At 63.0% G+C, this 25,809-nt stretch carries 22 protein-coding genes and 2 pseudogenes; 3 read left to right on the top strand and 21 right to left on the bottom strand.

Annotated features, from left to right (window positions below):
- Positions 1–2: 2 nt before the first annotated feature.
- The 10 genes and pseudogenes from ACZYHG_RS18295 to ACZYHG_RS18250 form a co-directional block, all read right to left on the bottom strand.
- Positions 3–839 (bottom strand): carbohydrate ABC transporter permease, encoded by an 837-nt coding sequence (locus ACZYHG_RS18295; protein ID WP_464609756.1) that lies wholly within the window; start codon positions 837–839, stop codon positions 3–5.
- Entirely contained in the window at positions 836–1,759 is a 924-nt protein-coding gene (locus ACZYHG_RS18290) for a carbohydrate ABC transporter permease (RefSeq protein ID WP_464609755.1), read from the bottom strand. Before ACZYHG_RS18290 ends, ACZYHG_RS18295 begins: the two co-directional genes overlap by 4 nt.
- Positions 1,752–2,908 (bottom strand): annotated as a pseudogene (locus tag ACZYHG_RS18285) (ABC transporter ATP-binding protein). Before ACZYHG_RS18285 ends, ACZYHG_RS18290 begins: the two are co-directional and overlap by 8 nt.
- The gene (locus ACZYHG_RS18280) at positions 2,905–3,753 is read right to left on the bottom strand and encodes a metallophosphoesterase family protein (RefSeq protein ID WP_464609754.1); all 849 of its coding nucleotides are present in this window, start codon (positions 3,751–3,753) and stop codon (positions 2,905–2,907) included. Before ACZYHG_RS18280 ends, ACZYHG_RS18285 begins: the two are co-directional and overlap by 4 nt.
- A gap of 247 nt (positions 3,754–4,000) precedes the next feature.
- Positions 4,001–4,408, bottom strand: a complete 408-nt coding sequence (locus tag ACZYHG_RS18275; RefSeq protein ID WP_464609753.1) for a carboxymuconolactone decarboxylase family protein — start codon at positions 4,406–4,408, stop codon at positions 4,001–4,003.
- 243 nt (positions 4,409–4,651) lie between these two features.
- Positions 4,652–6,148 carry a sugar ABC transporter ATP-binding protein gene (locus ACZYHG_RS18270; protein ID WP_464609752.1) on the bottom strand — a complete coding sequence of 499 codons (1,497 nt, stop codon included), beginning with the start codon at positions 6,146–6,148 and terminating at the stop codon, positions 4,652–4,654.
- Positions 6,148–7,203 (bottom strand): SMP-30/gluconolactonase/LRE family protein, encoded by a 1,056-nt coding sequence (locus tag ACZYHG_RS18265; RefSeq protein ID WP_464609751.1) that lies wholly within the window; start codon positions 7,201–7,203, stop codon positions 6,148–6,150. Before ACZYHG_RS18265 ends, ACZYHG_RS18270 begins: the two co-directional genes overlap by 1 nt.
- Positions 7,200–9,323: an ABC transporter permease gene (locus ACZYHG_RS18260; RefSeq protein WP_464609750.1), complete on the bottom strand. Its 2,124-nt coding sequence runs from the start codon at positions 9,321–9,323 to the stop codon at positions 7,200–7,202. The genes ACZYHG_RS18265 and ACZYHG_RS18260 overlap by 4 nt, the downstream gene beginning before the upstream one ends.
- 76 nt (positions 9,324–9,399) lie before the next feature.
- Entirely contained in the window at positions 9,400–10,428 is a 1,029-nt protein-coding gene (locus tag ACZYHG_RS18255; protein WP_464609749.1) for a sugar ABC transporter substrate-binding protein, read from the bottom strand.
- A gap of 58 nt (positions 10,429–10,486) precedes the next feature.
- Positions 10,487–11,473: an ABC transporter permease gene (locus ACZYHG_RS18250; RefSeq protein ID WP_464609748.1), complete on the bottom strand. Its 987-nt coding sequence runs from the start codon at positions 11,471–11,473 to the stop codon at positions 10,487–10,489.
- Positions 11,474–11,572: 99 nt separating this feature from the next.
- Between ACZYHG_RS18250 and ACZYHG_RS18245 the strand changes: the two genes are divergently transcribed.
- Entirely contained in the window at positions 11,573–11,761 is a 189-nt protein-coding gene (locus tag ACZYHG_RS18245; protein WP_464609747.1) for a hypothetical protein, read from the top strand.
- Here the strand turns inward: ACZYHG_RS18245 and ACZYHG_RS18240 are convergent.
- Positions 11,743–13,176, bottom strand: coding sequence for a DHA2 family efflux MFS transporter permease subunit (locus ACZYHG_RS18240; protein WP_464609746.1), 1,434 nt, complete (start codon positions 13,174–13,176; stop codon positions 11,743–11,745). The two genes, ACZYHG_RS18245 and ACZYHG_RS18240, sit on opposite strands and share 19 nt — an antisense overlap.
- Positions 13,177–13,297: 121 nt before the next feature.
- Between ACZYHG_RS18240 and ACZYHG_RS18235 the strand changes: the two genes are divergently transcribed.
- Both ACZYHG_RS18235 and ACZYHG_RS18230 read left to right on the top strand, forming a co-directional pair.
- Positions 13,298–14,299: an ornithine cyclodeaminase family protein gene (locus ACZYHG_RS18235; RefSeq protein ID WP_464609745.1), complete on the top strand. Its 1,002-nt coding sequence runs from the start codon at positions 13,298–13,300 to the stop codon at positions 14,297–14,299.
- A complete protein-coding gene (locus ACZYHG_RS18230) occupies positions 14,296–15,804 on the top strand; it encodes an HAL/PAL/TAL family ammonia-lyase (RefSeq protein ID WP_464609744.1) in 1,509 nt (502 codons plus the stop codon). Before ACZYHG_RS18235 ends, ACZYHG_RS18230 begins: the two co-directional genes overlap by 4 nt.
- Here ACZYHG_RS18230 and ACZYHG_RS18225 read toward each other — a convergent pair whose 3' ends face one another.
- The 10 genes and pseudogenes from ACZYHG_RS18225 to ACZYHG_RS18180 form a co-directional block, all read right to left on the bottom strand.
- Entirely contained in the window at positions 15,805–16,608 is an 804-nt protein-coding gene (locus tag ACZYHG_RS18225; protein ID WP_464609743.1) for a 3-methyl-2-oxobutanoate hydroxymethyltransferase, read from the bottom strand. It abuts the gene before it with no gap.
- Positions 16,609–16,689: 81 nt separating this feature from the next.
- Positions 16,690–17,778 (bottom strand): fatty acid desaturase family protein, encoded by a 1,089-nt coding sequence (locus tag ACZYHG_RS18220; protein ID WP_464609742.1) that lies wholly within the window; start codon positions 17,776–17,778, stop codon positions 16,690–16,692.
- A 20-nt stretch (positions 17,779–17,798) separates the two neighbouring features.
- A complete protein-coding gene (locus ACZYHG_RS18215; protein ID WP_464609741.1) occupies positions 17,799–18,713 on the bottom strand; it encodes a sugar phosphate isomerase/epimerase family protein in 915 nt (304 codons plus the stop codon).
- A 57-nt stretch (positions 18,714–18,770) separates the two neighbouring features.
- Entirely contained in the window at positions 18,771–19,859 is a 1,089-nt protein-coding gene (locus ACZYHG_RS18210) for a Gfo/Idh/MocA family protein (RefSeq protein ID WP_464609740.1), read from the bottom strand.
- Positions 19,860–20,030: 171 nt separating this feature from the next.
- Positions 20,031–20,450, bottom strand: a pseudogene (locus ACZYHG_RS18205) (aconitase X swivel domain-containing protein); the annotation flags it as partial.
- Positions 20,447–21,697, bottom strand: coding sequence for an aconitase X (locus ACZYHG_RS18200; RefSeq protein ID WP_464609739.1), 1,251 nt, complete (start codon positions 21,695–21,697; stop codon positions 20,447–20,449). The gene ACZYHG_RS18200 and the pseudogene ACZYHG_RS18205, both read right to left, overlap by 4 nt.
- A 236-nt stretch (positions 21,698–21,933) precedes the next feature.
- Entirely contained in the window at positions 21,934–22,998 is a 1,065-nt protein-coding gene (locus ACZYHG_RS18195) for an ABC transporter ATP-binding protein (RefSeq protein WP_464609738.1), read from the bottom strand.
- Positions 22,998–23,786, bottom strand: a complete 789-nt coding sequence (locus ACZYHG_RS18190; RefSeq protein WP_464609737.1) for an ABC transporter permease — start codon at positions 23,784–23,786, stop codon at positions 22,998–23,000. Before ACZYHG_RS18190 ends, ACZYHG_RS18195 begins: the two co-directional genes overlap by 1 nt.
- Positions 23,786–24,655, bottom strand: a complete 870-nt coding sequence (locus tag ACZYHG_RS18185; RefSeq protein ID WP_464609736.1) for an ABC transporter permease — start codon at positions 24,653–24,655, stop codon at positions 23,786–23,788. Before ACZYHG_RS18185 ends, ACZYHG_RS18190 begins: the two co-directional genes overlap by 1 nt.
- A 67-nt stretch (positions 24,656–24,722) precedes the next feature.
- Positions 24,723–25,784, bottom strand: a complete 1,062-nt coding sequence (locus ACZYHG_RS18180; RefSeq protein ID WP_464609735.1) for an ABC transporter substrate-binding protein — start codon at positions 25,782–25,784, stop codon at positions 24,723–24,725.
- Between the last annotated feature and the right edge of the window lie 25 nt (positions 25,785–25,809).

Genomic DNA, 25,809 nt, shown 5'->3' with positions numbered 1-25,809 from the left:
GATCAGCCTTTGAGACCGGTCATGGTGATACCCTCGACGAAGCGCTTCTGCGCGAGCAGGAAGGCGGCGACGAGAGGGAGGGTGATGATCAGCGTGGCTGCCATCAGCGCGCCGTAGTCGTCGCCGGCTTCCGCGGCGCGGAAATACATCAGGCCGAGCGGCGGCGTGGCGTAGGCCTGCTTGCTGACGACGATCAGCGGCCAGTAGAGATCGTTCCAGTGCGCGACGACGGAAAAGATGGCGAAGGCGGTGACCGCCGGCCACGCATTGGGGACGATGACGCGCGCAATGATACCAAGTTCGGACATGCCGTCGAGCCGTGCCGCGTGCAGCAGATCGTCGGGCATGGCGCGGAAGAACTGCAGGAACATGAAGATCGCGAACACCGATATGGTGAAGGGCGCAACCAGCGAGGTATAGCTGTTCAAGAGCGACATCTTGTCGAAGGCGACATAGAGCGGCAACGCCGTGGCATGGATCGGCACCAGCAGGCCGAGCATGACCAGCACCATCATCAGCCGCGCGGCGCGGAACTTCAGCTTGGCCATCGCATAGGCGCACGGGATCGCGACCACGACCTGGAAGAAGAAGATCAAGCCGCAGACGACGACGCCGTTCCACAGCAGCGTCGTCATCGGCACCTTGGCAAACGCCTTGGCGAAATTCTCGGCGAAGTAGAAATGCTGCGGGATGAGCGTCAGCGACGAGGTGAAGATGTCGCTCTGCGTCTTGCCCGCCGTCGAGATCATGAAGATGTAGGGCGCAAGGATCATCAACGCACCGAGCGAGAGCAGCGCGAAGCGGATGATGCGGCCGAAGGGAAAGGCGGTGCTCGTCATGTGTAGTGCACCCGCCGGTCGAGCACGCGGTATTGCAGAAGCATCAGCACGACCAGGATCGCCAGGAACACGACCGTCATCGCCGAGGCGTAGCCGACGCGCAGATAGACGAAGCCTTCCTGGTAGATGGTGAAAAGCAGCACTTCCGACGCCTTGTTGGGGCCGCCATCGGTCAGCATCTTCACCGTTTCGAAAACCTTCACCGCATTGGTGATGCTGATGGTGACGACGAACAGCGTCGTTGGTCCCAGCATCGGCCAGGTGACCAGGAAGAACCGGTCGAGCGCCGATTTCGCGCCGTCGACATGGGCGGCGGCATAGAGCTCGCGCGGGATCGCCGTCAGGCCGGCCAGGAACAGCACCATGTTGAAGCCGACCGACTGCCAGATGCCGATGATCGACAGGCTGTAAAGCACGGTGTTCGAAGCGCCGAGCCAGTTCGGCCCGGGAATGCCGGCCAGCGAGAGCAGCGCGTTGAGTGGCCCGATCGTCGGGTGGAAGATGTATTGCCAGACGGTGGCCATGGCGACGATCAGTGAGGCGACGGGCAGGAAATAGACAGTACGGAAAAAGCCGCGCGCCCGCCCCTCGCCTTCGATAAGGATGGCAACGCCGAGGCCAAGGACGATCGAGACCGGCGCGACGATCGCCGTGTAGACGGACGTGTTCCACAGCGATCTGCGGAAGGTGCGGTCGTTCAGGAGATGCGCATAATTCTCGAAGCCGACGAAGCGGAACTTGCCGTAGCCGAGCTCGAAATCGGTGAAACCGAGAAAGATGACGGCCGCCACCGGCAACAGCACGAACAGCAGCAACAGCACGATGGCCGGCGCCGCGAGCAGCCATGCGGTCCGGTTCTCGCTACGCTGGCGCAGTGCTGCGGCGCTCGGGATGTGACCCGCCAGCGCGACGCTAGACATGGGCCGGCTCCTGCCGCGCGCCTGCCACATCCGCTATGCGTAGCCGCTTTCCCTCCGGGCCGAAGAGCATCGCTTGTTCAGGGGCAGAAGGATGCCAACCGGCATTCCGGCGATCAGGCCCCTCGCCTCATGCGGCGCCAGCTTGGCGATGACGCTGTCACCGGACGCGCCGAGCCGGCAATGGACAATGACTTCCGAGCCGAGGAATTCGAGGCGCTCGATCCGCCCGGCCAGGCCGCTGCGTCCGCTGGGCGACAATTTGACGAATTCGGGCCGGATGCCGAGACTGACCGGGCCGTTCGCCACCTTCTCCAGCAGGGCCAGCCGGATGCCTTCGAAGCCGACACGGCCGTTTTCGGCCTGCGCCGGGATAATGTTGATCCTCGGCTGGCCGACGAAACGCGCGACCTCGATATGGGCGGGATCGTTGTAGACCACCTCGGGCGCGGCGAGCTGCAGCAGATTGCCGCCGATCATCACCGCCACACGGTCGGCCATCGAAAGCGCCTCGGCCTGGTCGTGCGTCACATAGAGCGTCGGCACGCCGGCGCGGCGATGCAGTTCGACGATCTCGCCGCGTGCATGGACGCGCAGATTGGCATCGAGATTGGAGAGCGGCTCGTCCATCAGGAAGATGCTGGGCTGGCGCACCATGGCGCGCGCCAGCGCCACGCGTTGCCGCTGGCCGCCCGACATCTGTCCCGGCTTGCGATCGAGCAGATGGTCGATCTTGAGCAAGGCAGCCATTTCGCGGACATCGCGCGCGATGCCGGTGCGGATCTCTCTCTGGCCGGGCAGCAGGGAGCCGACCAACGGCACGCGCTGCGAGCGGTTCAGCCGCTTCATGGCAAGCGGAACGGCAATGTTCTGGCCAGCCGTCAGATGCGGATAGAGGGCGTAGGACTGGAACACCATGGCGATGTTGCGGTCGGCCGCGGCAACCGGCGACATGTCCCGGCCGTCGACGAAGATTTCGCCACTGTCGGCGTGATCGAGACCGGCCAGGATGCGCAGCAAGGTGCTCTTGCCGCATCCGGACGGACCGACGAGCGCAATGAACTCACCGGCTTCGGCATCGAGGCTCACGCCATTCAGGATGGCATTGCCGCCGAAGGATTTTTTGAGGCCGCGAAGCGACAGCGCGCTCATGACGCGACCCGCTTTCGGACCTTGTGCGCCTCGTGCGGATAGACTTCGGCAACCACATCATCGAGAACGTAAGTGGTCATGCCGGGGATGGCGACGATCTCGTTGGCGGGCGTGTCGCCGAATTGGTGCCCGAACTGATGGATGACGGCGCCAAGCAGCCGCTCGCCCGGCATGTCGCGTTCCATGTCGCCGACCACGAAGGCGGCCGACGGGCCCCATATCAGCGAGGTGTTTTCGTAATGGCCTTGCCATGCCCGGTGCAGGTGGCCGCTTGCAAACAGCGCGACATCGTGAGCCGCTATCAGATCGTAGAGCCGCTGGCGCTGGGCCGGCCTGACGCTCCAGTAGCCGGTATCGCCCTCGCCGGGCTCATCGATGAACAGCGGCTTGTGGGCGAACATCGCGACGCGCCGGCCGCCCCGACTTTCCAGCACGGTCCGCAGCCATGCGAACTGTGCCTCGTCCTCGGCATCGTCAAAACCCATCAGTAGGCTGTCGAGCCCGATAAAACGCCAGTTGCCAGTGTCCTCCATCCAGTAATCCGGGCCGACCAGCCGGCGCCAGCGCTCGAGGCGTCCGGCATTGACCGGCTGCAGGGAACCCGGGAGATGGCCCACATCATGGTTGCCGGGCACCAGCAGCATTGGCGTGGTGATTTCCCGCATCAGATCCATGCAGAAGGTAATGTCGTCGTCCTTGTCGGCACCGTCGACGCTGAGGTCGCCGGTGTGGATGACAAGGTCCGCGCCGCTCTGCTCGATCCAGGCGGCCAGCGGCTGCCAATTGCCGTTGAAATGCGGCTTGGTCGGGCTGAAATGGGTGTCTGTGATCTGAACGATTTTCATGCCGGCTCCACCATGCGAGCCGCGCCCCCAGGCGAGCGGCATCGCATGGGGCTTCCTTAGTGCCGTTCCATGTCACTTCCTTAACAGCGGCTGGGATAAATTGCGCAATTGCGAACAGCTGCCGACGAAGAGGCTCAGCGAAGATCGCCGCAGCGCGGGAAACTGAATAGATTTCAGGCGTTTGCCGCAGTTCGATTACACGTCGGCCGCACTCGCAATCTTGTCACGACGCAGCGGCAGGTCACGCTCACATCACCTCGAATTGCGGATCGACCGGGATCTGCATCGCCGTCACCAGATGGTTGGTCTGGCCGGCGAGCCCGATGATCGACACCAGCTCGCCATGCTGCGCATCGGTCATACCTTTCGCGCGTGCCGCCGCCGTGTGCGAATGGACGCAGTAGGAGCAGCCATTGGCCGTCGACACGGCTATGTAGATCATCTCCTTGGTCAGCGGATCGATAGCGCTGTCCGCCACCATCACCACCTTGAGCTGTTCCCACACCCGCTTCAGGGAGGCCGGATCATTGGCCAGCCCGCGCCAGAAATTGTTGACGAAATCAGATTTGCGCGTCGCACGGATATCGTCGAACACCGCCTTCACCGCGGGGATCGCATCGACCTCGGCATCGCTGAGGAGTTTTGTGGTGGCCATGGTGTTTCTCCCTCGTTGAATTGTAGTGTGAATTGAATCAGGTCTTGAGCAATCGCGGCCAATCCACTCGCCCGATTCACTTTTCCAGCGCTGGCGTGGAGATTCAGGTCAGGCCGAGTCGAAAATGGTGGGTTCCGAGAACCGGAGCGGAGCGTACTTTTCGTACGTGAGCACAGTTCTACTGCAACGCAGTAGAACGGGGAAGCGCGGAAGCCGCCATTTGCAGGCCGGCCTAACCTGAATCTAATGCACCGCCGCGTACATGATCTTCTCCTCCGTTGCCTCCGCCGGCGAAAACTCCTCGACGATGCGGCCCTGGCGGCAGACCAGAATGCGATCAGACAGGTTCATGATCTCCGGCAGGTAGGACGAGATGACGACCACGGCGAGCCCCTCGTCGGCCAGCCGGTTGATGATCTGGTGGATCTCGGCAATCGCCCCGACATCCACACCGCGCGTCGGCTCGTCGAAGATGACGATGCGCGGCTTTTGCACCAGCCCCTTGCCGATCACCACCTTCTGCTGGTTGCCACCCGACAACTCGACGACGCGGGCATTGTCGTTGATCGCCTTGATGTTCAGTGTCTTCGTCCATTCCGCCGAAAGCGTGCGCATTTCCTGCTGGTTGATCACCCAGGCCTTTTCGCGACCCGCCGCCAGAAGCCCGCCGAACAGGTTCTCGGCGATGCCCATCGTCTCGAAAATGCCTTCGCTCTTGCGATCCTCGGTGACGTAGACAATGCCGTCGGCCACCGCTTCGCTCGGCACGAGATACCGCACCGGCTTGTCGTCCAGTTCTATCGCCCCACCGCGCAAAAAGTCGCGCTTGTAGATACCGGAGACGATCTTGAAGGTCTCGGTGCGGCCGGAGCCGATCAGCCCGAACACGCCGGTGATCTGACCCTCGAAAATAGAAAAGGACGTGTTGCGCACGACATTGCTCATCGAAATGTCCTGCACCGACAGCACCTTCTTGCCGGCCTTGCGCAGCTTGGCCTCGTCGCGCTGGCGATAGATCTGCCCCGAAAGCGTGCGCCCGACCATGGCGGCGACGATCCTGTCGCGGTCGAAGGCCGACGTGTCGTCGGTGATGACCAGCTCGCCATCGCGCAGGATGGTGATGCGGTCGGCAATGGCAAGCGCCTCTTCCAGCGCATGGCTGATGAAGACGATGGACACACCGCTCGCCTTCAGCCGCCGGATCAGCGCGAAGAAGTGGCGCTTCTCCTCCGGCGTCAGCGTCGCCGTCGGCTCGTCGAAGATGATGATCTCGGCATTGTGGTGCACGGCGCGCGCGATCTCGACCATCTGCCGCTTGGCCGCGCCCAGCGTCGCCACCATCGCGTTCGGATCGACCGGGAAATTCAGCGACTGCAGGAATTGCTGTGCGGAGATGTAGGTGCCGCGCAGCCGGTTCAGAAACTTTTCCGTGCCGAGATAGAGGTTCTGCGCCACCGTCATCGACGGCACCAGACTGGTCTCCTGGAACACCATGGCGATGCCGGCTTCGAGCGCCGCATGCGGCGAGGCGTAGGCGATCTCCCGGCCCTTGTGGAACATCTTGCCTGAGGTGGCGTCGACCACACCGGCGATGATCTTGGTCAGCGTCGATTTACCCGCGCCATTTTCGCCGAGCAGCGCGTGGATTTCGCCCTTGCGCAGCTCGAAGCTGACGTTCTTCACTGCCGGCACGCCGCGATAGTTCTTGGTGACGTTTTCCAGACGAACGATCGGTTCCATCAGAAACCTCCCGGAGCAATGTCGACAGCCAGCACGCAATCACCGCCCCTGGAAGCGATGAACAAGCGACCGTCCTTCTCCGCCACGCTGCAGATGCCGTGGCGCGTGCCATTGGCGCGGCTGTGCAGGCTGAATTGCGGTTGCATCTTCTGATCGAGCCTGACCACCAGCCCGTAGGAGCGGCTGGGCGACCACGGCTTGTGGATGCCCATGGTTTTGATACCGCCGCATTGCAGCGGCTCAAGGAAGCTGCGGCTGGAGGCCAGCGCCGGCGCGATCCAGTAAGCCGGCGGCACCTGGTCGATCATGTCCTGACGGTAGTGCGTTTCCTGCAGCACGAATTCGATCAGCCGGTTGCGCGGCGCAAACAGCGCCAGCCACGCGCCGCCATCGCCAACCGGCGAAAGCCGCGCGGGATAGCCGGGCAGATGCGTCAGCACGGTCGAACGGTTGCCGGTCGCACCATCGAAGCGGACAAGCTGGTGACGCCAACTCTCGCTGACCAGCACATCACCGCCGATGGGGTGGAGCCCATAGGGAAAAGCGATGTCGCCGGCCACCTTGCGAAACTCGCCACTTGCCGCATCCCGCTTCCACAGCGAACCGGACGCGCCCTTTTTCATCAAATCGGCAGCCCATTGCGACGGCGCATGCTGAGCCGAACCATTGGCCAGCCACAGCGTGCCATCCTCGGCATAGGCAAGTGCGGTGATGCACCTGATATCAGCCGGCAGCGAAATCTCCTTGCCTGATACCAGCAGCTTGCCGCTTTCGAGGCTCACCGTCAGTTCACCCGATGGCGACAGAGCCAATGCGGTGATGGGGGACGTAAAGGTTTCGACCACGACAGGCGCAACGCCGGCGGCAATCGAATAGAGGGCGTTGCCACTGGAGGCGAGCAACTCGTTCCCTGAAACAACCAGATTATCCGGCTCGATCAGCCCGGCAAACGCCGGCGCATCATCGAGGCGCGTGTTGGGCCGGAAAGCGCCATCGAGCGGCGGGATGGTCACCGCCTTGCCGCGAAACATGTCCAGGATCGGATCGAGGATCATGATCTCGCTCCCCAATAGGAAGCCGGGCTGGTCCAGTTCGGATCGGCGCCCGCAATCTTGTAGCGGCCGATGCGGTTGTTAAGGATGCCGCCGACGAACAGAAATCCCTTGTGCTCGCGCATCGAGGTGACCATTGGATGCGCGCCGCCCGAAAGGTCGCCCATCGCCTCGACGATGCCGCCCTTCTCCGTGAATTTCACCACGCCGCCGGTGTTAATGTTGGGAAAAAGCCATTCGTCCTGCGGCAGCCGGCGCGTCATGCGCTTGCGCATGTCGGGATGGCGCAACGACAGGTCGAAGCTCGGCGTGCGCATGCCGAGCCACGCCATCCAGTAATTGCCGTCCGATGCCCGGTTGATGTTGTCGGGATAGCCCGGCATGTCGCGGATGACGCATTCGGCGGTGCCGGCCTTTGGCCCCTCCAGCCAGTAACGATGCACGCGGCAGGCCCAGCTTTCGGCGAAGAACAGCGACTTGCCGTCATGCGCCATGCAGACACCATTGGTGTAGCGATAGCCGTCGAGCAGCGTCTTCGTCGAACCGTCCTTGGGGTCATAGACCAGCAGCCGTCCGGTGGCGCGGTTCTCGATCGAGTCCAGTGCCCAGTCATGGGCATCATAGCGCTTGGTCGAGTCCGTGAAATAGATGCGGCCGTCCGGCGCGATGTCGCAATCATTGGGATCGCGCAGCCGCGCATCGTCGACGATCGAGGTCCAGGAGCGCGAGGTCTCGGCGGACAGGCGTTTCACCTCGCGTTGCGGCGAGACGGAATAGAGCCCCATGGCGCCAACGCAGCTGATCAGATTGCCTGCCTTGTCGAAGGCCAATCCGAGCGGGAAGCCGCCAATGTGGGCAAAGACTTCCGATTTGACATAGTCTGGCGCGAAGAAGCGGACGATCTCGCCATGGCGGGTGCCGCAATAGAGATTGTCGTCGCGGTCGAGGATGACATCCTCCGGCCCCTCCAGTTCGCCAAGCCCAATATGGTCGGCCGCCGACAACCGGTTGTCGAGCGCGTAAGGCGTGCCGGAGCCTGGCACCGCCGACTGTGTCTCGCCCATCTTGAGATAGACCGGCGCGACATAGACTTCGTTCAGTACCTTGTGACGGTTCTTCAGCCAGCGGATGTCGATGGTCACCGCCACCGCCAGCATGATGCCGAGCACCATCTGGTTGGTGCCGGTGCCATAGCCCAGCCGGATCAGTCCGTTGGTCATGGTCAAGACGATGATGGCGCCCATCAGCCCCTTGATCACCGAGCCGCGCCCGCCGCCAAGGCTGACGCCGCCGACCACCGCCGCCGTCAGCGCCATGATCTCGAGGTTGAGGCCGGTGCCCGGCCCTGCCCCGCTCAAACGGCATGCAATGAGAAAGCCGCCGATCGAGGCGCAAAACCCGGAGAAGACATAGGTCATGAACACGGTGCGGCGCACGCGGATGCCGGCATTGTGCGCCGAACGCCTGGAGCCGCCGACCGCCAGCACGTGCCAGCCGGGCCGCGACCGGGTCAGCGCGATATGGGTGACGATGGCCAGGATGATCGCCAGCCACACCGAAACGGACAGGCCCCAGAAGGTGCTGTCGCCAATGAAGTCGAGCACATCCGATGTGGCGGTCGAAAGCTGCACGTCGGCGGCATAGGTGGTGACGAGGATGTCGAACAGCGCCCGGCCGAAGATGAAGGTGACCAGCGTGGTGAGAAAGGCGCGCAGCCTGAGATAGCCGACGAGATAGCCGTTGACCGCACCGAAGATTAGGCCGGTGGCGAGCGAGGCCGCCAGCGCCAGCCAGATAGACTGTTCGAGGATGAAGAAGACGTAGACGGCGGAGAAGCAGGACAGCGCGAAGATCGAGCCGACCGAGAGATCGATGCCGCCGCCCAGCATCACCACCGTCATGCCGGTGACGACCATCGAGAACTCGCCGAGCTGGCGGGTCGATTCCTGCAGCGAGGTCAGCTTGAAGAAGCCCGGAATGACCGAGCCGAAGGTCGCCAATGTCACCACCAGCGCCAGGAATGGAATGGCGTTGTCGGTCCAGCGTTTGGTCAGGATCTCGCCGACCAGATGGTCGGGCACAAGATTGTAGCGCCAGGACTGAAGGCGTTCGCGAAAGGACATCAGCTCACTGCAGCAAGAGAAAGAGGCGGCCGGGGCAATCCGGCCACCTCGTTGATATTGATCGGCGGGGATCGGCTTATTTTGCCGCCGCCGCTTCGGCCTGCAGCGCCTTCAGGTCCCAGCAGCTGTCCGGCTTGAGATCGGCCTTCGTCGTCGCCTTCTCCAGCGTGTAGATGTAGGTGTGCGAGGTGCCGGCCGGCTGGCCGCTCTGCAGCAGGAACTTGATGATGGCGTTCATGTCGCCCGACTGGCGGGCAAGATCGGTCATCACCACGGCGCCATAGGTGCCGTCCTGTAGCTTGTCGCAATCGGCGGCCTTCTCACCGCCGCCGGTGGTGACCAGGAACACCTTGCCGTCGAGCTTGGCGTCGCGGATCGCAGCCGATGCACCGGTGGCGTCACCATCCCAGAAATCGATGATCGAGCAGATATCCGGATTCTGCTGCAGCATCGTCGTCGTCACATTGCGCGAGGTCGTCGCATCCCAGTTGGAGTCGGGCTTGGCGACCACCTTGAAGTCGGGATGCTTGTCCAACACCTTCATGATGCCGGCATATTGATAAAGGCTGGAAGAGTTCGCCTGGTCGCCCTGCACCAGACCGATCTTCTTGGAAGAATTCTCGCCGCAGCCCTTGATCGCCGCTTCGGCCTCGAGCTGGCCGAGCCGGTCCCAGTCGCTGCCGACGAACGCATCGGCCGGGAAGTTGGCGGGGTTGTCGACCAGTATGACATAGGTGCCGGCGGCCTGCGCCTTCTTCATCAGCTTGGAATAGGAGTTGAGATCCGGTGCGTGGATGATCAGCACGTCAGGCCTCGTGTCCGACGAGATCGCGTCGGTGATCGCCTGCGCACCGGCATCGACGACCCAGTTCGGGTCGCGCGTCTCGAACGTGCCGCCCCAGGCGTCGACTTCCTTCTTCAGGTAATGCGCCCAGCCCTGCGCCAGGTCGAAGCCCATCGCCAGCGGCACCAGCATGACGCGCTTGCCCTTGAGCGCCTGTGCGTACGCAGCCGGGCCAGGATCGTCGGCGGCGAAGGTCGGCGCCACGAAGGCGGTAACGGCGAGCGCCGTGGCGGCTGCCATGAGTGTTCTGATCAGTTTCATGTCACATCCTCTGTTTTCACTTATTGCCGGCCGGTCGGCATGACCCGGTCGGGTACCCCTAAATGTCGCCTTGTTGCGCGGTCTGCTCGTCGCGCGGATTGATGATGCCATCGACGATGATGGCGCCGAGCAGGATCGCCGCCTTGATCAGGTTCTGGTAGAGCAGCGGAATGTCGATGATGGTCATGGCGTTGAGCAGGATGCCGATCAGCGCGGCGCCCACCAGCACATTGCGCACCCCGCCCCGCCCGCCCGACAGGCCGATGCCGCCGATCACCGCCACCAGCACGATGTCGTAAAGCAGCGTGGAGTTGACGATGCGGGTGTTGATCGAGTGCAGGCTGGCCGCCGTCAGCAGGCCGGCGACCAGCGCCACGAAAGCCGAGAGCACATAGCGCAGCACCAGCATCGGCCGCACCGGAATGCCGATGTTGCGCGCTGCGACCGGATTGTCGCCGGCGAAATAGATGTAGCGGCCCCATTTGGTGTAGCGCAGGAACAGGAAGAACAGGAAGGCGAGCCCCGCGAAGACGAAGACCTCGATGGGGATGTCGAGGAAGCGCAGGCCGCCGATCAGTTCGACCCAATGGCCCTGCGGCACCGGCACGGCGTCCTGCGTGATCAGTTGCGAGCGCACATAGCCGAAGACGAAGGAGCCGGTCGCCAGCGTGACGAAGATAGCCGGCACATCGGCATAGGCGACGAGAAAGCCATTGAGCAGGCCGATGGCAAGCACGCCGGCCAGTACATAGGCGAAGGCCAGCCCATCGGGAGTTCCGGTGTTGAGCAGTTGCAGGTACCAGGCAACCGACATCGCCATGATCGCGACGGCCGACAGATCGATGCCGCGGCCGATAATGACGACGGCCATGCCGAGCGCCAATATGCCCAGCACCGACACGGATCTGACGATGGCGACGAGATTGTTGGGGTCGATGAAGCCCGGCAAGCCAATGGCAGCGGCAACGAACAGCACCACCGCGATGGCAAAGACAATGCCTTCCTGATTCAGGCTCTTGAGGTTTGGCCAGCCAATCGTGTTCATGTCTGCATTTGCCCCGATGGCAGCGCTGCCATCCCGAAAGCAGAGCTAATCGGCTCGGCGCCGGTTCGTCAACTGAATCCACGTTCAGAAAGAGGCTTCATGTCGATATTCGCCGAGTGGACGCATCGATTGCCGAAGCTGGCGCAATGCGCGGAAACTGCTGCATTTTTGGCAGTCGATTGCGCCATCCCAGCACTTCGCGGAAGGGCTGCATCAAGACGAATGGATGTGGCGGAATTTACATCCGCCAAGGCCGAAAAAATTCGATTTCAGTTCCCCGGCGCATGACCGGAAACCTCGGCTCCGGCACTTGCCGGCAGCACCAGAAAACGCAGCGCCGCCACCAGCCCGATGGCACCGATCACCACGAAGGCGATTCGAAAATCGATGAGGTCGAGCGCCGGCTGTGCCCTCACGATCTGCGACAGATTGAGGATCGCCGCGGCCACGGCAACGCCGAACAGCATCGCTACCTGCTGCAGCATCGAGGACAGCGTCGCCGCCGAGCTACGCTGCGTCGCATCGATATCGGCGAAGGCCAGCGTGTTGAGCGCGGTGAACTGCATCGAGCGCGACAGGCCGGCAATCAGCATCAATGCCACCACCAGAGCTTGCGGCGTCTGCGGCGAGATCGCCCCGCAAGCCATGATCGAGGCCGAGGCGATGATGCCGTTGACCACCATCACCGAGCGGAAACCGAAACGTCGCAGCGTTGGCGTGGTCACCGTCTTCATGCCGAGATTGCCGAGGAAATAGGCAAGGATCATCAAGCCGGCATCGACGGGCGAGAGGCCGAAGCCGACCTGGAACAAAAGCGGCAGCAGGAACGGCGTGGCGTTGATTGCCACCCGGAAAATGGTGCCGGCAGCAAGTGTAGAAATGGCGAAGGTCAGCACCTTGAACGAAGAGAGGTCGAGCAGCGGGTGCACCGCGCGGCTCAGGTGACTTATCGCCAGCCAGCCGATGACGATGCCACCCGCGATCAGCAGCACCGTCAGCAGCACGCCGTCCTCGGGATGCGCGATGCGCTCGAGGCCGTAGAGCAGGCAGGCGAGCCCGAGCGAGGTCAGGAAAAATCCCGGCCAGTCAAGCGGCTTAGGATCGGCCTCGCGATCGCCCGGAATGAAGCGGGCGACCAGCGCCAGACCGATGGCGCCGAGCGGTATGTTGATGAAGAAGTTCCAGTGCCAGGAGAGATATGTGGTGATGAAGCCTCCGAGCACCGGCCCGACCACGGGCGCGAACAGCGCTGGCCAGGTGATCAGCGCCGTGGCGTTGAGCAGCTCGGACTTCGAAGCGTTGCGCAGCACGAGGATCCGGCCGACCGGCGTCATCAGCGCACTGCCTAGCCCTTGCACGATGCGGGCAACGACGAACTGCGTCAGATTTTGCGAGAAACCGCAGGCGAGCGAAGCCAGCGTGAACAGGACAATCGCCAGCAGGAAGATGTTGCGCGCGCCAAAGCGGTCGGCGAGCCAACCCGACAGCGGCACGAACACCGCCATGGTCAGCATATAGACGGTGATGCCGATGCTCATGGCCACCGCCGGCACGCCGAAGGAGGCGCCCATCTGCGGCAGCGAGGTCGAGATGATGGTCGAATCCAGCAGCTGCATGAAGAAGGCGATGGCCACGATCAGCGCCACGCGCCGCGCATTGGTGGCCGTTTCGTGTAAGGCTTCAGTCTCGGGAATGGCAGTCATGACGGGTCCGGTTTGAACAGTATATGGCCGGCCGCGTCCAGACACAGCGCAACAAACTTCCGTGTCGCGTCGTGGCCTGCTATGGGAGGGACGGGGCGACCGAGGAAAGTGCGCGCGTAAAATGAAGCCCATCTATATCGACTATCTCAATGCCCTCGACATCGAAGCGCTTGCCATGACCGATGGTGAAATCATTGCCGCCGTCGAAGCTGGCCTTGTCGCCCAGGGCAAGGGCCAGACGGTGATCGAGCCGCGTGTCCATCTCGAACCGGATCCTTCCTTCCACGGCCATTTCAATGTCTTGCGCGGCTATGTGGCGCCGCTCGATACGGCGGGCGTGAAAATCGTCGGCGACTATGTCGACAACTATCTGCACGGCCTGCCCTCGGAATTCGGCATCCTCAATTTGTTCGATCCGCGCACCGGCACGCCGCGCGCCATTCTCGACGCCACCGTCATCACCGACATGCGCACCGGCGCCGTCACCGCCATCGGCGCGAAGCATCTGGCACGCAAGAATTCCAAGGTGCTCGCCCATATCGGCGCGCGTGGCACGGCCTACTGGAACGTGCGCCTGCTCGACCATCTCTTCAACTTCGACGAGATCCGCGTCCATTCGCGCCGCCCGGAAAGCCGCGACGGTTTTGCCGCCAGGCTCTCCGCCGATCTCGGCAAGAAAGTCACGGCGGTCGCCGATTGGGAGAGTTGCGTCAGGGGTGCCGACATTGTCGTCGAGGCCTCGCGGCTGCCGGAGCCGCAACCGCTGCTCAAGACCGAATGGATCAAACCTGGTGCGCTGGTCGTGCCCTATGGCACGATGAGCGCGGTGGAGCTGTCGCTGACCGACATCATGCAGAAGATGGTCGTCGACGACTGGGGCCAGTGCAAGGGCGGCAAGTTCGGCTCGCTGCGCGCCCATGTCGAAACCGGAAGGCTCAGCGAAAAGACGCTGCATGCCGAGCTTGGCCAGATCGCCGCCGGTCTCAAGTCCGGGCGTGAAAGCGACGACGAAACCATCCTGTTCTGGCATCGCGGCCTGTCGCTCTCCGACATTGCGCTGGGCAAGGCGATGCTCGCCAAGGCCGGAGAAAACGGCATCGGCCAGAGGCTGCGTTTCGCATGAGCGCGCTCGTCCTCACCGGAGCCGGCGTCCGTGTCGGCGATGTCGCCAGCGTCGCCCGCGAAGCGCGCAAGGTCGAGATCGGACCCGGAATCATCGGCAGGCTGGAAAAAGCTCGGAAGGTGCTCGACCAGGCCGCCGCCTCCGGCCAGCAGATCTATGGCCTGAACACCGGTCTCGGTGCCAATCTCGGCACCTCCGTGGAAGGCGACGCCAGCGCCTTCCAGCGCCAGTTGCTTGAGGGCCGCAGTGGCGCTGTTGGCGAAGCCTTGCCGGTCGAGACTGTCCGCGCCACCATGCTCGCTCGCGCATCGATGCTGTCGGCCGGCGGCTCCGGCCTGTCGCCCGGCGTGTTTGTCGCTTTGATCGATACGCTCAATGCAGGCGTTCATCCGGTGATGCCATCGCTCGGCTCGATCGGCGCCGGCGACCTCGTGCTGATGACCGCACTGGCCCGTGTGCTGATCGGCGAAGGCGAGGCCGACTATCAGGGTCGCCGCATGCCGGCCGCCAAGGCGCTGATGATGGCCCGCCTTGCGCCGATCAGCCTGGCGCCGAAAGACGGACTGTCGCTGATCAACGCCTCGGCGGTCTCTTCCGGCAGCGGTGCGCTTGCCGTGACGGATGCGTTGTCGGCGCTGGCCCAGCAGCAGCAGGCCGGCGCGCTGACCATGGAAGGTTTTGGCGCCAACCGCACCATCCTCGATCCTCGCCTGCATATGGCGCGCCCGGCCGTCGGCCAACAGGAGGCAGCCAAGGCCCTGCATGATCTGCTCGCTCGCGACGAGGCGCCGGTGCCGACCACGATACAGGATCCGCTGTCGATCCGCTGCATGCCGTCGATCCATGGCGCGCTGATCGAGGCGATCGGCCAGGCCAAGCGTGCCGTCGAGATCGAGCTCAACGCCGCCGCCGACAACCCGCTGGTGCTGGGGGATGACGACCTGGTGCTGTCGACCGGCAATTTCCACACGGCGTCGCTGTCGCTCGCCTTCGAGACGCTTGGTCTTGCGGTTGCCCAGGCAGCGGCCGCGAGCGTCGCCCGCTTCATCCAGCTCACCGGCTCGGGCCGCAACGGCTTGCCAAAATATCTGTCGCCCATCGGCGGCGCGTCGGCCGGTTTCGTGCCGCTGCAGAAGACGGCGACATCGATCCTGGCCGCTATCCGCCACAAGGCCAATCCGGTGATGCTCGACTTTCTGCCCGTTTCGGAAGGCGTCGAGGATCACGCAACGCAGACGCCGCTCGCCGTTTCGAAATGCGCCGGCATGATCGCGCTGTGGCGGCGGCTGATCAGCTTCGAACTGATGGCTGCGGCGCAGGCCGTCGACCTGCGTGAAGGGTTGACGCTGGCGCCACGCACCGGCGCGATCTATGCGGCGGTGCGCGCGCATGTGTCGATGCTGAAAGACGACCGGCCGCTGGGGGCCGACGCCGAGGTGCTCCACGCCATGCTCGCCGATGGAACATGGCAAGGCGCTGCGACGGTCGGCAGAGACCCCGAGTAATCAGCTCTTTGCGTCTGCCCTTTTCAGGAACAGGCTGAGCTCGGCTGGGTCCATGTGCACGATGTGCCTGTCCTCGGGATAGGCGCCGCTGTTGACGTCGGCGACATATTCGGAGAATGCTGCCACCCGCTCCTCCTGCAGCCGGTCATACTCGGCGGCGAAATTGCGATAGACCTTGGAGTGGCGCGGCATGTGGCCACGGTTCTGGCCGAGAATATCGTCGGCGAACAGATATTGCGCGTCGCAGCCGGTGCCCGCCCCCATCGACAGCATGATCAACGAGGTCCGCTCCGAGATCGCCTTGGCCACCTCGACCGGCACGACCTCGATTTCGGCGCCGATGGCGCCAGCAGCTTCCAGCTGCTTCACTGCTTCGAAGACCTGGATGGCCGTGTCGGCGGTCTTGCCGACCGCCTTGAAGCCGCCGGTCCAGGTGGCGCGGGAAGGAATGAGGCCGACATGGCCGATGACGGGAATGGCGTCGTCGGCCATGCGCTTGATCGTGGCATAGCCGGCGCTGCAATAGACCGCGTCGGCGCTTGCCTTGTAGAGCCGGAAGGCCCAGCGGACGAAATCATCCGCCGTACCGACCTCGAAGAAATTCTCGCCCGGCATGGTGAAAAGGCTGGGCGCCGCATCGCGGTATTGCGGGTTGAGCACCAGCTCGGGCGGCACCGAGACGATGTCGACCCCTGCCCGTTCGGCGGCCTCCGCCTCGTCCAAGTTGAGCACGCGCAGCATGGTCAGCTGGCGCTTGCCCTTCATCGCCCGCAAATCGGCGACGGTCGGTCTCTTTCGGCTCATCGGATATCCTTGTTTGGTAGGCATTCAGTTGATTTCATCACCTTACCGGCCAAGAGGCTAACCGGATAGCTGACAGGACGGCTACTCGGCGGCCCTCGACATATCGACCTCGTGCAACTCGCCGCGAAAGGGCCTGGCCGTCGGCGGCAATTCGCGCTTGAGGTAATAGTCTTCGTATTTCAGCTGCCTGAGCAGGATCGGCCAGACCTCGCGATAGGCATGCCACATTGACGGATTCGGCTCCGGCAGGTCGTGCTTGATCAGGTCGTGCAGCCTGGGCAGCGCGTGATACGGCACCATCGGGAACATGTGGTGCTCAACGTGATAATTCATATTCCAGTAGATGAACCGGCTGATCGGATTCATGTAGACGGTGCGGGTGTTGAGCCGGTGATCGATCACATTGTCGGCGAGGCCGATATGCTGCAGCAGGCCTGTCGTCACCATGTGCCAGGTGCCATAGAGGCGCGGCAGGCCGATCAGCACTAGCGGTATCCATGACCCCAGCGCGATCGCAAGCGCGATCGTCGCAACGTACACGGCCATATGCCAGCGGGCAGCGGCCACGGCCTTGTGCTGCTCCATCTCGGGGATATAGCTCTTCTCGTCATCCGACAGCGTGCCAAAGGCCTGGCGCACCAGCGTCGGCAGGGAATAGCGGAAGTCCAGAATGCCGGTGAAGGCCAGCCCCGCCTTCAACAGGTCCGGCGGGCGCATGACGGCGATCTCGGCGTCGCGGCCGACGATGATGGTGTCGGTGTGGTGGCGGGCATGGCTCCAGCGCCATTGCACGGGATTGCGCATCAGCATGAAGGAGGCGATGTGGTAGACCACATCGTTCATCCAGCGCGTGCGGAACGCCGTGCCGTGGCCGCATTCGTGCCAGCGCGAGTCGCTCGACGAGCCGTAGAGTACGCCATAGACGAACAGGAACGGCACCACCCACCATGAACCCCAGAACCAAATGATGCCGGCCGCGGAGCCCAGGATAGCGGCGATCCAGATGATGGTGTCGCGGATCGCCGGGCCGTCGGAGCGCTGCATCAGCTCCTTCATCGCCTTGCGCGGCACGTCGGTGTGGTACCACTCGGCCGAGGCCAGGCCGGTCTCGATCGCGGCCCGCGTGCTTTCGCCGACCAGGCTATAGTCGCGTTTTGTGTTGGCGGCCATCGTCACTTCCAGCCTGATCCTTACAGACCGTTGACGCGGAATTTCCCGTCGAGGAATTTCTTCGCGCGCGGCACGTCATCCTCTGTCAGATGCTCGATGATGACGGGGATGTTCGGGTGCTTCTCGCTGAGCCGCTTGAGGTAAAGGTCATAGTTGAGCGAGCCGAGACCGGGCGCCGGCAATTCGATCTCGCCGACGCCGCGGAATGTCAGCCCCTCATGAGCGTCCGCATCGCCGATATCGGCATGCTTCTCCGTCTTGTCGCTGCCCGATCGTTTGACGTCCTTGGCGTGTGCGATCCGGATCTTGTCGGTCAGCGTGTCGAAGACCTGGTTCAGCACCTGGTCCATGCGGTCGATGTTGTGGGCCTCGAAATAATTGGTCGGATCCATCAGCAGGCCAAGGCCGGGATGGTCGACCTGTGCGAACATCCTGACCGTCTCCTCGACCGAACCGACGACATTGTTGACATAAGTTTCGAGCAGGAACACCGCGCCGTGGTCATAGGCGGTCTGGGCTAGATCGGAGATCACCTTGCGGCATTCCTCGAACCCTTCCTCGGTCTTGTTCTTGGGGTGATAAACCCAATCGGACTCGGTATTGTAGGTGCCGGTTTCCGAGATCACATAAGGCGAGCCGAAGTCGCGCGCGTTTCGGATGATCTCCTTGAGGTAATCGACACGCTTCTCGCGCTCGGATTTGTCAGGATGGATGATGTTGGTGTAGCCGGAAATGCAGCAGACCGGCAGATTGTGATCGCGCAACGTGTCACGCACCTTTCTCGCCTTGTCCTTGGTGATCTGTCCGGCGGAGAGATCAATATCCCTGAAATGGAGGTCGAGCTGCACCGTGTTGAAACCGAGCGCGCGGATGCGCCTAGCCACCTCCTCGAGCGCGTACGGGAAATAGCCGGTAAAGATACCTGCCTGCATCATGATGTGAACTCCTCCCGGTAAGCAATTCAGCCGCCACGCTATTCGGCGGCACTATGTTCAGTCGGTCGATATTTCGGACAGCTTGACGGTGCGGCCTTCCGCCATCGAGCGGTACCCCGCCTCGACCAGCGCCATGGTCTTGACGTTGTCGGCGACGGACAGCGCCGGCGGCGTATTCGTCCTCACGGCGTGCTGCAGCTGCTCCATGACGCCGATGAAGGCATGCGGGAACCACATCGTGTCCCAACTCGGGCTGACCCATTCGCCGCCCGTCGTCTGCGTGGACGCAAAGGTCAGGGTCGAAGCGACGCCCGTCGGCCAGCCGATCGTGCCCTTGGCAACGCCCTTGGTACCGTCGACGCGCCAGTTGATGTGCTGGTCGTCCTTGTAGCCATCCTGGCGCGGACCGGACCAGACATCCTCCAGCGACACGGCCAGCACCCCGGACGGGAACCGCAATGTAGAGACGGTGATTCCATCGGAATGGTCGAATGTCGTGCGCGGGTCCTTTCGCGTCAGCGTGGTGATCTCCGAGGGATCGCCGAACAGGAAGCGTAGCACGTCGAGGTGGTGCACACTCATATTGGCAAGCGTCAACCGGTCGTAATCGGCAAGGAATGCCTGCCAATGCGGGATGGCGTGCATATCGATTTGCGCGAAGACAATCTCGCCCAGCGCACCGCTGTCGATGATCTGCTTCAGCACGCGCATCGACTGGTCGTAGCGCATGTTCTGGTTGACGGAGAGGATCTTGCCGGACCTTGCCGCCTCATCACGCAGCTTGACGGCCTCCTCAACCGACAGCGCCAGCGGTTTCTGCGCCAGGATCGCTTTGATGTGTGGCTGCTTCAGCGCGTGGCGGATCAGCGCCGGCTGCTGGTCTGGCGGAAACGCCAGGTCGACGATCTCGATCTGGCTGTCCTCGATCAGTTGTTCCGGCGTGTCGTGAACGGTCGCAATATTCCAGCGCCTGGCGACTTTCTCGGCGCTGGCTTTCGTCCGTGACGCGATCGCCACCACCGGAAACCCGGCCTGCGCATAAGCTGCCAGATGGCATTCGGCCATGATCATGCCGGCGCCGATGCAGCCAATGCGGTATTCCCTAGTGCAAACCGTCACATCCGGTTCGAAATCAGTGCCTGCCATCCATTCCTCCCTGGAGGACAGCATATAGCGCCATGGCTTACCGATCAGCCAAGGCCCGCACCATCATTTCCCATCACCGCCATCAGCGGCGACACTGATCACTGGGGAGCTTTCGACAGAACGAAGGTCGCGCCAGTTTGCGCGCTCCCCTGCGACTGGCTGGCATTGGACTTTATGAATGATCGCTTCGCCCGCCTCGCCAGCACGAACCGCGATCCGGTCGCCAGAAACGATCTCCGCAATGTTGCAGACCACCAACGGCATGCGAATCTCGTAGAGAAACTCGGCGACGATGGCGCCCACCGCCAGGATCGGGTCCGGCCGTTCCAGAAGAATACCTGCCGGCGCCGTGCCCCTACGGATCGCTTCAGCCAAAACCGAGGAGGACGACGACGACCCTCGCCCGCTCGGCATGACCAGGATCTTGCCGGCGACATTCTGGCCGAGCCCCGGATGAGAGTGGTCGATGATCTCGCCAGTCTCGGCATCGACACCGCCCCAGAAGCTGAGCGGCTGCGAAAACACCAGCGCCTCGCCATCGGCGTTGCCCGCTAGCTGGAAGATGCCGGATCGCTCCACCGGGTGCGTCATGATGCACCCCGCACGACATGCCCGACCGCAGCGGAGCGGATGCAATCCTTCATGTCGGCGAAGGCGACGGTGACGCCGATATTGCCCGGCGCGTAATGCGCCCATTTGCCGGAATTGGTCATCACCACGCCGTCGAGCCGCTCGAGAATCGAGGTGACATAGGTGCAGGTGTCGGCAACCGGGATCAGGCTGAACGCCTCCATGCCTGTGAGCATGCCTTCTTCCTGGAGCCGCGTCAGCGTCGCGCGGCCGGTGTTGACATAGATCGGGATGCCCCGGCCAGGGGCCGCCTCGCGCAGCAGCGGCAACAGGCGCATCCATTCCTCATGCGAGAAATGCGGCGTGCCCAGTGACACGGCGGCGAGCGGCGCCCCGTCCGGCACCATTGAAAGCCTGGCCAGCGCGTGATCGACATCGGCGCGGGTGATACGGATCGTCTCTTCCGGCGCTTGGCCGTGGAACGCCTTATCAGGCGTGCTGGCTTCCGGCGTGATGCCGACCGCATGGAACAGCGCCACGGCGCCGGTCGTCGCGGCCGCCGCGCCCAAAGCCTTCAGCTGGTCCTCGTCACGGGGCCGAGGCAGGCCTGATATGACCGGAATGCGGTCACCGCTGGCTTGCCCGATGATCAGTCCGACGCCGACAAACAGGCTGTCGCTCGGCACCGGATCAGGAATGGCCAGATCGAACAGGATGCGGCCGCGCCGGTTCTCGCTCAGATGCAGGCCCCAGGCTGGCGCGCGGCCAGTCATGGCGCAGCACAGGTCGATGAAATCGCCGTAGCGGTTGGTGCGCGCGCCGATCACCGAATTGGCAAACACGATGGCGTTGGATTCGCCCCAGGCGATCTGCTGGCCGAATTCAGGCCGGAAGCGTGTCTGGTAGGGCGCGCAGGTGAAGGTCGCCTGGCAGCCCAGCTCCAGATGCGCCTTCATCAGCCGCCGCGCCAGCACCTCCTCGGCCGCCGGCATTTTCACCATGCCGGGATGGATGAGGTCGAACGAACCGACATTTAGCGTCGTCGGCACTTGCACGCGCCCGCCGCCCTCGACCAGCCTTTCGACAAAATCGAGGCCGGCTTTGCCGTGGTAGAGGCAACCATCGATATGAGCGCCTGATATGTCGAGCAGACTGCCTGCGCCGATCGCGTTGGAAAAGGCAACGAGAATTTTCATCGCGGCGGCGGTCGCAAGACCTTGCTCGCCGTCGAGCATGAATTGGTCGTGCGTGCTTAGTTCCAACGTCATTGGCACTCTAGCTCGTTATCCGACGGGACGGCCGGACAGCGCCCCCCCTCTGCCCTGCCGGGCATCTCCCCCTCAAGGGGGGAGATTAGCTATCATTGCCGCTTTCGCAAATTAGCTGCGTTGAAGAAAGAGCGGCGGCGTTGAGGCTGCCAATCTCCCCACTTGAGGGGGAGATGTCCGGCAGGACAGAGGGGGCGACAAGGAATGAAACCGGTCCCAGCCGGCGACAGCGCCACCTACCCCGCAGCGATCAACACCGTACTTTCCGGCGACCAACGCAGCACCACATCCTGCCCTTCGGCCAGCCTGTCGGCACCGGTGTTCTGCACGATGACCTTCAGCGTCTGGCCGGCACGCTCGACAAAATACGTGCTGTTGTTGCCAGCGAAGATGCGCTTGGAGACCTGGCCCTTCAGCGTATTGTCATGGCCGTCTGAAGTCCCGGCATCCGTCGCAATCCGAATGCGCTCCGGCCGAACGGCACAGCTCGCCTTGGCACCAGCTGCAAGCGTAGCGCCCACCCCAGCGGCAATTGCCGTACCGTCCGGCAACCGGATGCCATTGCCGGTCGAGTCGCCGCGAAAGATGTTGGCGTCGCCGAGGAAGGTGGCTGCAAACTCGCTTTTCGGCCGGTCGTAGATCTCCTCCGGCGGCCCTTCCTGCACCACCCGCCCGTCGCGCAGAATGCCGATGCGGTCGCTCATCGTCAGCGCTTCTTCCTGGTCGTGAGTGACGAAGATGGTGGTGATGCCGATCTCGCGCTGGATGCGCTTGAGCTCGATCTGCATGTCGACGCGTAGCGCCTTGTCGAGCGCGCCGAGCGGCTCGTCGAGCAACAGCACGCGCGGCTTGGTGACGATGGCGCGGGCAAGTGCGACGCGCTGCCGCTGGCCGCCGGACAGCTGGTGCGGACGGCGGCCGCCGAGCTTGCCCAACTGCACGAGATCGAGCGCACGCTGCACTTCCGTCGCAATCACGGCCTTGGCCTCGCCGCGCACCGACAGGCCAAAGGCGACATTGTCGGCGACGCTCATATTGGGAAACAGCGCATAGTTCTGGAACACCATGCCAATGCGCCGCTTTTCGACCGGCACCCGTTCCACGCTTTCGCCACCGATGGCGATGCGGCCAGAGTCCGGAAAGTCGAAACCTGCGATCTGGCGCAGCAGCGTGGTCTTGCCGCTGCCCGATGGCCCGAGCAGCGCATAGAAGCCGCCATCGGCGAAATCGATGGAGACGTCGTCCAGCGCCTTGTGCGCGCCAAAGCTGCGCGAGACGTTCGATACCTGCACGCCGGCCATTATTTCTCTCCGCCGAATTTGAAGAACCGCGCCGTGAGCAGCATGAGCGCCATCGACACGACAATGATGATGGTCGAAACCGCATTGATCTCGGGCGTGAAACCCTTGCGGATCGCGGCATAGATCTCGACCGGCAGCGTCGTCTGTCCCGGCGTCGCCAGGAAATAGGAGACGACGAACTGGTCGAACGACACCGCAAAGGCAAACAGCCCGCCGGCAATCACGCCCGGCATAATCCAGGGCAACGTGACGCGCCTCGTTACCTGCCATTGGTTGGCACCGAGCGAGCGCGCCGCCTCTTCGAGTTCCGGCGCGAAAGTCTGCAGCCGGGCGGAGACGACGACGATGACATAGGGGAGCGCCAGCGCGACATGGCCGAGCAGGATGGCGAACAGGCCGCGCCCGATGCCGACGCCGAAGAAGAAGATCAGCATCGCCGTGCCGGTGATCAGCCACGGAATGGCGATCGGCGGGAACAGCAGCGCCTGCAGGAACTTCTTGCCGCGAAACTCATAACGAAAAAGCGCCAGCGATGCCGCCGAGCCGAGCACCACGCAGATGATCGTGGTGATGACCGCGATTTCGAGGCTGTTCCATGTCGCGGCGATGATCTGATTGTCCTGCCACAGCGACGTGTACCATTCCGTCGTCCATTCGAACGGCAACTGGTAGAAGGGCGAGACGTTGAACGACATCAGCGCCATGATGATGATGGGCAGATAGAGGAAGGCGAGCAGCAGTCCGACGTAGAGGCGGCCAAGCCCTTCCAGGATACGCGTGGTCATCATCACGCAGCCCTCCGCAGCACCGGCGAGGCAACAGCCAGGATGACCAGCACGACGGCAAGCAGGATGAAGGACAGTGCGGCTCCGAGCGGCCAGTTGAACACGGCGACGAACTGGTCCTCGATGACAGTGCCGTAGAAGGTGCCGGTGCGGCCACCGAGGATGCGCGGCTCCATGAACGAACCGACGACGGGGACGAAGATAAGTGCCGCACCCGCCACCAGGCCGGGCATCGACAGCGGTATGATCACCCGCTTCAGCACCTGCAGCCGCGAGGCGCCGAGCGAGCGCCCAGCCTCGATCAGCGAGTCGTCGATCGCCTGCAAGGTGAGATAGCAGGTCAGCACCATGTAGGGCACGTAGGAGTGCACCAGGCCGATAATGACGGCCGGGTAGGAATACATGAGATCAATGTTGATCTTGAACGGCAGCACGGCATTGAGCGCCGTGTCGAGAATGCCACCTTCGCGCAACACCATCGCCCAGGAGAAGATGCGTACCAGCCCGTTCGACCAGAACGGCAGGATGACGAGCAGGAAGATCGCCTCGCGGCTGCGCCCTTTCAGCACCTTGGCCAGCACATAGGCTGCGGGATAGCCGATGACGACACACCACAGCGTCACTTCGAGGCCGAGCCGCAACGAGGCGAGCAGCAGTGTCAGATAGAGGCTCTGCGAGAAGAAGGCGGCGTAGTTGCCAAGCGTGAAGGCCCAAGGCTTTCCCGACAGCGGCAGCTCTGTCATGAAGGAGAAGAAGACCATGGCCGACAGCGGCAGGAAGATCGCCACCGTCAGCCAGAGATAGGCTGGCGCCAACAACGGCAGAGCCGATCTCAGCCCGCTTCGCGACGCAATCGCTCCCTCTACTGCCATGGCACCCTCCTCCCCAGGATTGCAAGAGCCAGCCGGCGCGAACCGCCGGCTGGTCCGGACGCGAACTTTACTTCACGTCGACCTTGAGCTGCTGCCAGAGCGCCAGATAGGCCTCGCGCTGGGCGTCGGTGATCGGCGCCTGGAACTGGATGCGCTTGGCGACCTCGGGATCACCCATCACCTTGCGGTTGAAGGCATCTTCAGGCAGCGCTTCCACCGCCTTTGTGTTGGCCGAGACAGGGGCGCCGACCTTGGTGACCCATTCGACATAGAATTTCGGGTCGATCATGTAGTTGATGAAGGCCTGCGCGCCTTCGACATTCTTGGAACCGGCCGGAATGGAGAAGGCGTCGAGCCAGGCGACGGCGCCTTCCTTTGGAATGACCAGCGAGACCGGCAGCTTGAAGTGGGTCTTGGCGCGGTCAGCCGATCCGCTCCAATAGGTGCCGATGTCGATCTGGTTGGAGGCGACCATCTGGTTCCAGTCGTTTTCCGAACTCCAGAACGTCTTGATCTGCGGCATCAGCGAAGTGAGCTTCGTCTTGACCGCATCCATATCCTTGATGTCGTTGATGTTCTGGCCGGTGGCGATGGCGCCGAACTGGACCGCCTCGACGGCGTCGTCGCGAATGACGACACGGCCCTTGTGGGCGGCATCCCACATTTCGGCGATCGACGTCGGCGGCTTGTCGAAGGACTTTTCGTTGATGGCGAGCGCCGTCAGGCCCCACACCCACGGCACGCCATAGACCTTGCCGTCATGGTCGAGCATCGGCGAACCGGCCTTGTCCTTGCTGATGTCGGCATAGTTCGGCAGTTTCGACACATCAATCGGCTGGATCAGCTTTTCCGCCATCGCCTGGTCGTTGAAGGCGGCGTTGATCATGACGACGTCGTAGAGGCCGGGATTGGTCCGGATCTTGGTCAGCATTTCCTGTTCGGAATTGAAGAAATCGTTGACGACCTTGTTGCCGGTCGCTTTTTCGAAGGCCTCAACGGCCCATGGCTCGTCGGCGCCGTAGCCTTTCCAGTTGAGCACATGCACTTCGGCGGCACTGGCGGCCAGCGTGAGTGCAGTGGTGAAGACGGCAGTCGCCGTCAAGAGAGCAGTCAGTCTTGGCATGCGCATGGTTGGTTCCTCTCTTTGTTTGCCC

Source organism: Mesorhizobium subarcticum (genome assembly GCF_055456085.1).
This window is presented reverse-complemented; position numbering and strand designations above follow the sequence as displayed.

Bases quoted from the DNA above. Each gene is read 5' to 3' on its own strand.
- ACZYHG_RS18245 (WP_464609747.1), top strand. From the start codon at position 11,573: ATGTCGATATTCGCCGAGTGGACGCATCGATTGCCGAAGCTGGCGCAA.
- ACZYHG_RS18190 (WP_464609737.1), bottom strand. From the start codon at position 23,786: ATGATGACCACGCGTATCCTGGAAGGGCTTGGCCGCCTCTACGTCGGA.
- ACZYHG_RS18230 (WP_464609744.1), top strand. From the start codon at position 14,296: ATGAGCGCGCTCGTCCTCACCGGAGCCGGCGTCCGTGTCGGCGATGTC.
- ACZYHG_RS18265 (WP_464609751.1), bottom strand. From the start codon at position 7,203: ATGATCCTCGATCCGATCCTGGACATGTTTCGCGGCAAGGCGGTGACC.
- ACZYHG_RS18260 (WP_464609750.1), bottom strand. From the start codon at position 9,323: ATGTCCTTTCGCGAACGCCTTCAGTCCTGGCGCTACAATCTTGTGCCC.
- ACZYHG_RS18180 (WP_464609735.1), bottom strand. From the start codon at position 25,784: ATGCGCATGCCAAGACTGACTGCTCTCTTGACGGCGACTGCCGTCTTC.
- ACZYHG_RS18255 (WP_464609749.1), bottom strand. From the start codon at position 10,428: ATGAAACTGATCAGAACACTCATGGCAGCCGCCACGGCGCTCGCCGTT.
- ACZYHG_RS18225 (WP_464609743.1), bottom strand. From the start codon at position 16,608: ATGAGCCGAAAGAGACCGACCGTCGCCGATTTGCGGGCGATGAAGGGC.
- ACZYHG_RS18270 (WP_464609752.1), bottom strand. From the start codon at position 6,148: ATGGAACCGATCGTTCGTCTGGAAAACGTCACCAAGAACTATCGCGGC.
- ACZYHG_RS18215 (WP_464609741.1), bottom strand. From the start codon at position 18,713: ATGATGCAGGCAGGTATCTTTACCGGCTATTTCCCGTACGCGCTCGAG.
- ACZYHG_RS18235 (WP_464609745.1), top strand. From the start codon at position 13,298: ATGAAGCCCATCTATATCGACTATCTCAATGCCCTCGACATCGAAGCG.
- ACZYHG_RS18210 (WP_464609740.1), bottom strand. From the start codon at position 19,859: ATGGCAGGCACTGATTTCGAACCGGATGTGACGGTTTGCACTAGGGAA.
- ACZYHG_RS18185 (WP_464609736.1), bottom strand. From the start codon at position 24,655: ATGGCAGTAGAGGGAGCGATTGCGTCGCGAAGCGGGCTGAGATCGGCT.
- ACZYHG_RS18200 (WP_464609739.1), bottom strand. From the start codon at position 21,697: ATGACGTTGGAACTAAGCACGCACGACCAATTCATGCTCGACGGCGAG.
- ACZYHG_RS18275 (WP_464609753.1), bottom strand. From the start codon at position 4,408: ATGGCCACCACAAAACTCCTCAGCGATGCCGAGGTCGATGCGATCCCC.
- ACZYHG_RS18220 (WP_464609742.1), bottom strand. From the start codon at position 17,778: ATGGCCGCCAACACAAAACGCGACTATAGCCTGGTCGGCGAAAGCACG.
- ACZYHG_RS18240 (WP_464609746.1), bottom strand. From the start codon at position 13,176: ATGACTGCCATTCCCGAGACTGAAGCCTTACACGAAACGGCCACCAAT.
- ACZYHG_RS18195 (WP_464609738.1), bottom strand. From the start codon at position 22,998: ATGGCCGGCGTGCAGGTATCGAACGTCTCGCGCAGCTTTGGCGCGCAC.
- ACZYHG_RS18280 (WP_464609754.1), bottom strand. From the start codon at position 3,753: ATGAAAATCGTTCAGATCACAGACACCCATTTCAGCCCGACCAAGCCG.
- ACZYHG_RS18290 (WP_464609755.1), bottom strand. From the start codon at position 1,759: ATGTCTAGCGTCGCGCTGGCGGGTCACATCCCGAGCGCCGCAGCACTG.
- ACZYHG_RS18295 (WP_464609756.1), bottom strand. From the start codon at position 839: ATGACGAGCACCGCCTTTCCCTTCGGCCGCATCATCCGCTTCGCGCTG.
- ACZYHG_RS18250 (WP_464609748.1), bottom strand. From the start codon at position 11,473: ATGAACACGATTGGCTGGCCAAACCTCAAGAGCCTGAATCAGGAAGGC.